The 3,097-nt window shown below is 68.7% G+C and carries 4 protein-coding genes; 1 reads left to right on the forward strand and 3 read right to left on the reverse strand.

Annotated features, from left to right (window positions below):
* From QN345_RS17310 to QN345_RS17320, 3 genes are all read right to left on the reverse strand, one after another.
* Positions 1 to 801 (reverse strand): aldo/keto reductase (locus tag QN345_RS17310; protein ID WP_323508955.1); only part of this gene is annotated, 801 nt, incomplete at its 3' end.
* A 34-nt stretch (positions 802 to 835) separates the two neighbouring features.
* Positions 836 to 1,702 (reverse strand): alpha/beta fold hydrolase, encoded by an 867-nt coding sequence (locus QN345_RS17315; protein WP_322135267.1) that lies wholly within the window; start codon positions 1,700 to 1,702, stop codon positions 836 to 838.
* 21 nt (positions 1,703 to 1,723) lie between these two features.
* Positions 1,724 to 1,945, reverse strand: a complete 222-nt coding sequence (locus tag QN345_RS17320) for a hypothetical protein (protein ID WP_134449340.1) — start codon at positions 1,943 to 1,945, stop codon at positions 1,724 to 1,726.
* Positions 1,946 to 2,154: 209 nt separating this feature from the next.
* On the opposite strand from QN345_RS17320, the gene QN345_RS17325 reads away from it, so the two are divergent.
* Positions 2,155 to 3,066: a DUF4349 domain-containing protein gene (locus tag QN345_RS17325; RefSeq protein WP_322135266.1), complete on the forward strand. Its 912-nt coding sequence runs from the start codon at positions 2,155 to 2,157 to the stop codon at positions 3,064 to 3,066.
* The last annotated feature ends 31 nt before the right edge of the window (positions 3,067 to 3,097 follow it).

Raw genomic sequence — 3,097 nt, forward strand, 5'->3', positions numbered from 1 at the left:
CTGTGCGGGCGTGAGTCCGGCGGGAACGAGTGCGGCGAACTCGGCGGCCGCCGTGAGCCCGGTCTCGTAGTCGACGCCCGAGAAGGTCTCGCCGACGTCGAAGTGGCTGCCGTCGCGGTTGTAGTTGCGGTGGTCGTTCTCGGCGAAGGTCGTGGCACGGGTGTACTTGCCGGTGAGCAGACCGCTCGCGAGCGGCACCCGGGCGATGATGCCGACCCCGGCGGCGCGGGCCGCGGGAAGCACGTTGTCGAGCGGCTTGAGCCGGAACGCATTCAGGATGATCTGCACCGTCGCGGTGGCCGGGCGGGAGATCGCCGCGAGGGCCTGGTCGCAGGTCTCGACGCTGAAGCCGTACGCGGCGATGGTGCCGTCGGCGACGAGGGTGTCGAGCGCGTCGTAGACCTCGCCCGATTCGACGACCGCGCTCGGCGGGCAGTGCAGCTGCACGAGGTCGAGGGTGTCGACACCGAGGTTGCGGCGGGAGCGTTCGGTCCAGGCCCGGAAGTTGGCGAGCACGTAGTTCTCGGCGAGCTGGTCGACGCGGCGGCCCATCTTGGTCGCGACCGTGATCCCGGCGTCCTTGCCGTCGCCGGCGAGGTAGCGCCCGATGATCTGCTCGCTGCGTCCGTCGCCGTAGACGTCCGCAGTGTCGAAGAAGGTGACGCCGGCGTCGACGGATGCTGCGAGAACGGCGGTCGCGTCGGCCTCGCTGACGTCCCCCCAGTCCGCTCCCAGTTGCCAGGTTCCGAGCCCGATCACGGAGACGGTTCGGTCGGTTCTTCCCAGGGTGCGTGTGTCCATGTCCCTAGCCTAATCACCCGGCCGGCCGCCCTGGTCAGCGTGCGACAGCGGATGCCGGTGTGCGCGGCCCGTCCGGGTCCACCGGTCGGTCGTCGACCCCGGTAGCAGTCTCGATGACCGCGAGCAGCTCCCTGGCCAGGCGCGGCCGGATCAGGTGGTCGTTCGCCTCCACGCGGTGCATCGAGACGTGGCGCATCCGCTCGATCACGGTCAGGCTGCCCGACTGGATGAACGCGTCGAGGCTGCCGTAGACGACGTCGACGGGCACGCGCAGGATCGCGATGTCGCTCACCAAGGTCTGCGATTCGATGCAGTGCTCGAGGGACTTCACGAAGGGGGTCCAGTTGCGTTCGGTGATCTCGAACACGCCCTTGGGCAGCAGCCGCGAGATGATCGCGGCGTTGCCGATGGTGAAGTCCTTGTTCTCCCTCAGGAAGGCGTATGCACGCAGGTAGACGCTGACCCGGGCGCGCACCCAGCGGTCGCCGATCTCCGTGGGTGAGAGGTACACGGGCGGCCCCACGAGCACGACCCGGGAGATCCGGATGCGACGGTCCCGCCATGAGGCCTGGAGCGCCGCGAGCCGGGCGACGATGAGGCTGCCGAGGGAATGGCCGACGAGCACGAACGGCTCGCGCAGCCGGAGCGAGCGGATCGTGGCTGCGAGCGCCTCGACGTGGTCCTCGAGCCGGTACTCGCAGCCCTCAGGAGCCGGCGATTCGCCGAAGCCGAGGATGTCGACCGCGATGACCCGGTGCCGCGGGGTGAGCAGCGGCACCAGTTCCCGGAACGTCACGGACGAACTGGCGATGCCGTGCACGAGGATGACGACCGGCCCCGTGCCTTCATCGGTCGCGATGTGCAGGAGGGGCGGGCGGCGTCGACGGAACCGATCCCTCATCGCCGCCCACCATCCCATGACTCAAGTATCGTCGCGCAGGCCTTCCTTGAACTCCTTGGTGGCCTTCGTCGCGTCGCGCTCGGCCTCGGCGTGCTTGACGCCGGCCTCCGCGCGCTTGACCTCGGCATCCGCCTTGATCTCGTCGACCTTGTCTTCGATCCGGTCCTTGGTGTCCTCGAACGTCCGGCTGATCTTCTGCCCGGTCGCGTCGAGGGCGTCCTTGGCGTTCTCTGCGAATCCCATGTTTCCTCCGTCGTGTGTCGAATGTGTCTCATGGAGCGTGCGTGTCAGGGAGAGCGCGTCTCGTGGAACGTGTGTCCCGTGGCACTCGGCCGGCGTTGCCTGGCCGATGAATCGACCCTAACAACTGCGCCCACACCGAGACGGGATTGTGATTCGACTCCCAGACGGCGTCCAGACAGTGGCCTCAGGGCGCGCCATACAGTTGCCCCATGAAACGTTTTCCCGCCGCCGCAGCGCTCCTCGCTGCCGTGCTCCTGCTGGCCGGATGCTCCGCCTCCGGCTCGTCGAACGATGCCGGCTCCTCCGTGACGAACCCCGGAACCGGCGCCGCAACGGGCGGCGGAACGACCAGGGATTCCGGGATCCTCGGGGCCCCGCAAGCCGGAGACGCCGCAGGGAGCGCCACCTCGGGCACCGTCGCCGGCAGCACGAGCGAAGTCGCGTCGGGCCAACGCGACGTGATCATGACGGGATCGATGTCGGTCACGGCAAAAGACCCGATCAAGGCGACGCAGGACGCCGTGACGATCACCGAGCAGGCCGGCGGCCGCATCGACAGCCGCACCGAGAACCCCGCGACCGACAACCAGCCGGCCAGCGCAACCCTCACCCTGCGCATCCCGGCCGCCGCCCTCGACCGCACGGTTACCGACCTGAAGAAGCTCGGCACCCTCAACTACGTGTCGCTCAACGCCTCGGACATCACCCAGCAGACCCAGGACCTCGACGCCCGCATCACCGCCCTGAAGACCTCCGTCGACCGGCTGCTCGCACTGATGCAGCAGGCGACGACGACGACAGACCTGATCGCGATCGAGGGCACGCTCTCCCAGAGGCAGGCGGACCTCGAAAGCCTGCAGTCGCAGCGCAATTTCCTGTCCGATCAGGTCGACTTCTCGACGATCACCCTCTCCCTCTATTCAACGGGCACCGTCGCGCCCGGCGCTCCCGGCGACTTCTGGACCGCGATCGGGGCCGGCTGGGCGGCCCTGGTCGGCGCGCTCGGCGCCGCGCTCGTCGGCATCGGCTACGCGCTGCCGTGGATCGCACTCCTCGGCGTGACGGCGCTCATCGTGATCCTCATCGTGCGGATGTCCCGGCGCAAGGGAAAGGCTGCTTAGGCTTGGGGGGTGACCCACTCCACCCCCCAAG

It is taken from the genome of Cryobacterium sp. 10I1, from assembly GCF_035019805.1.
GTDB classification, from domain to species: Bacteria; Actinomycetota; Actinomycetes; order Actinomycetales; family Microbacteriaceae; genus Cryobacterium; species Cryobacterium glucosi.

Bases quoted from the DNA above. Each gene is read 5' to 3' on its own strand.
- QN345_RS17320 (WP_134449340.1), bottom strand. From the start codon at position 1,945: ATGGGATTCGCAGAGAACGCCAAGGACGCCCTCGACGCGACCGGGCAG.
- QN345_RS17315 (WP_322135267.1), bottom strand. From the start codon at position 1,702: ATGAGGGATCGGTTCCGTCGACGCCGCCCGCCCCTCCTGCACATCGCG.
- QN345_RS17325 (WP_322135266.1), top strand. From the start codon at position 2,155: ATGAAACGTTTTCCCGCCGCCGCAGCGCTCCTCGCTGCCGTGCTCCTG.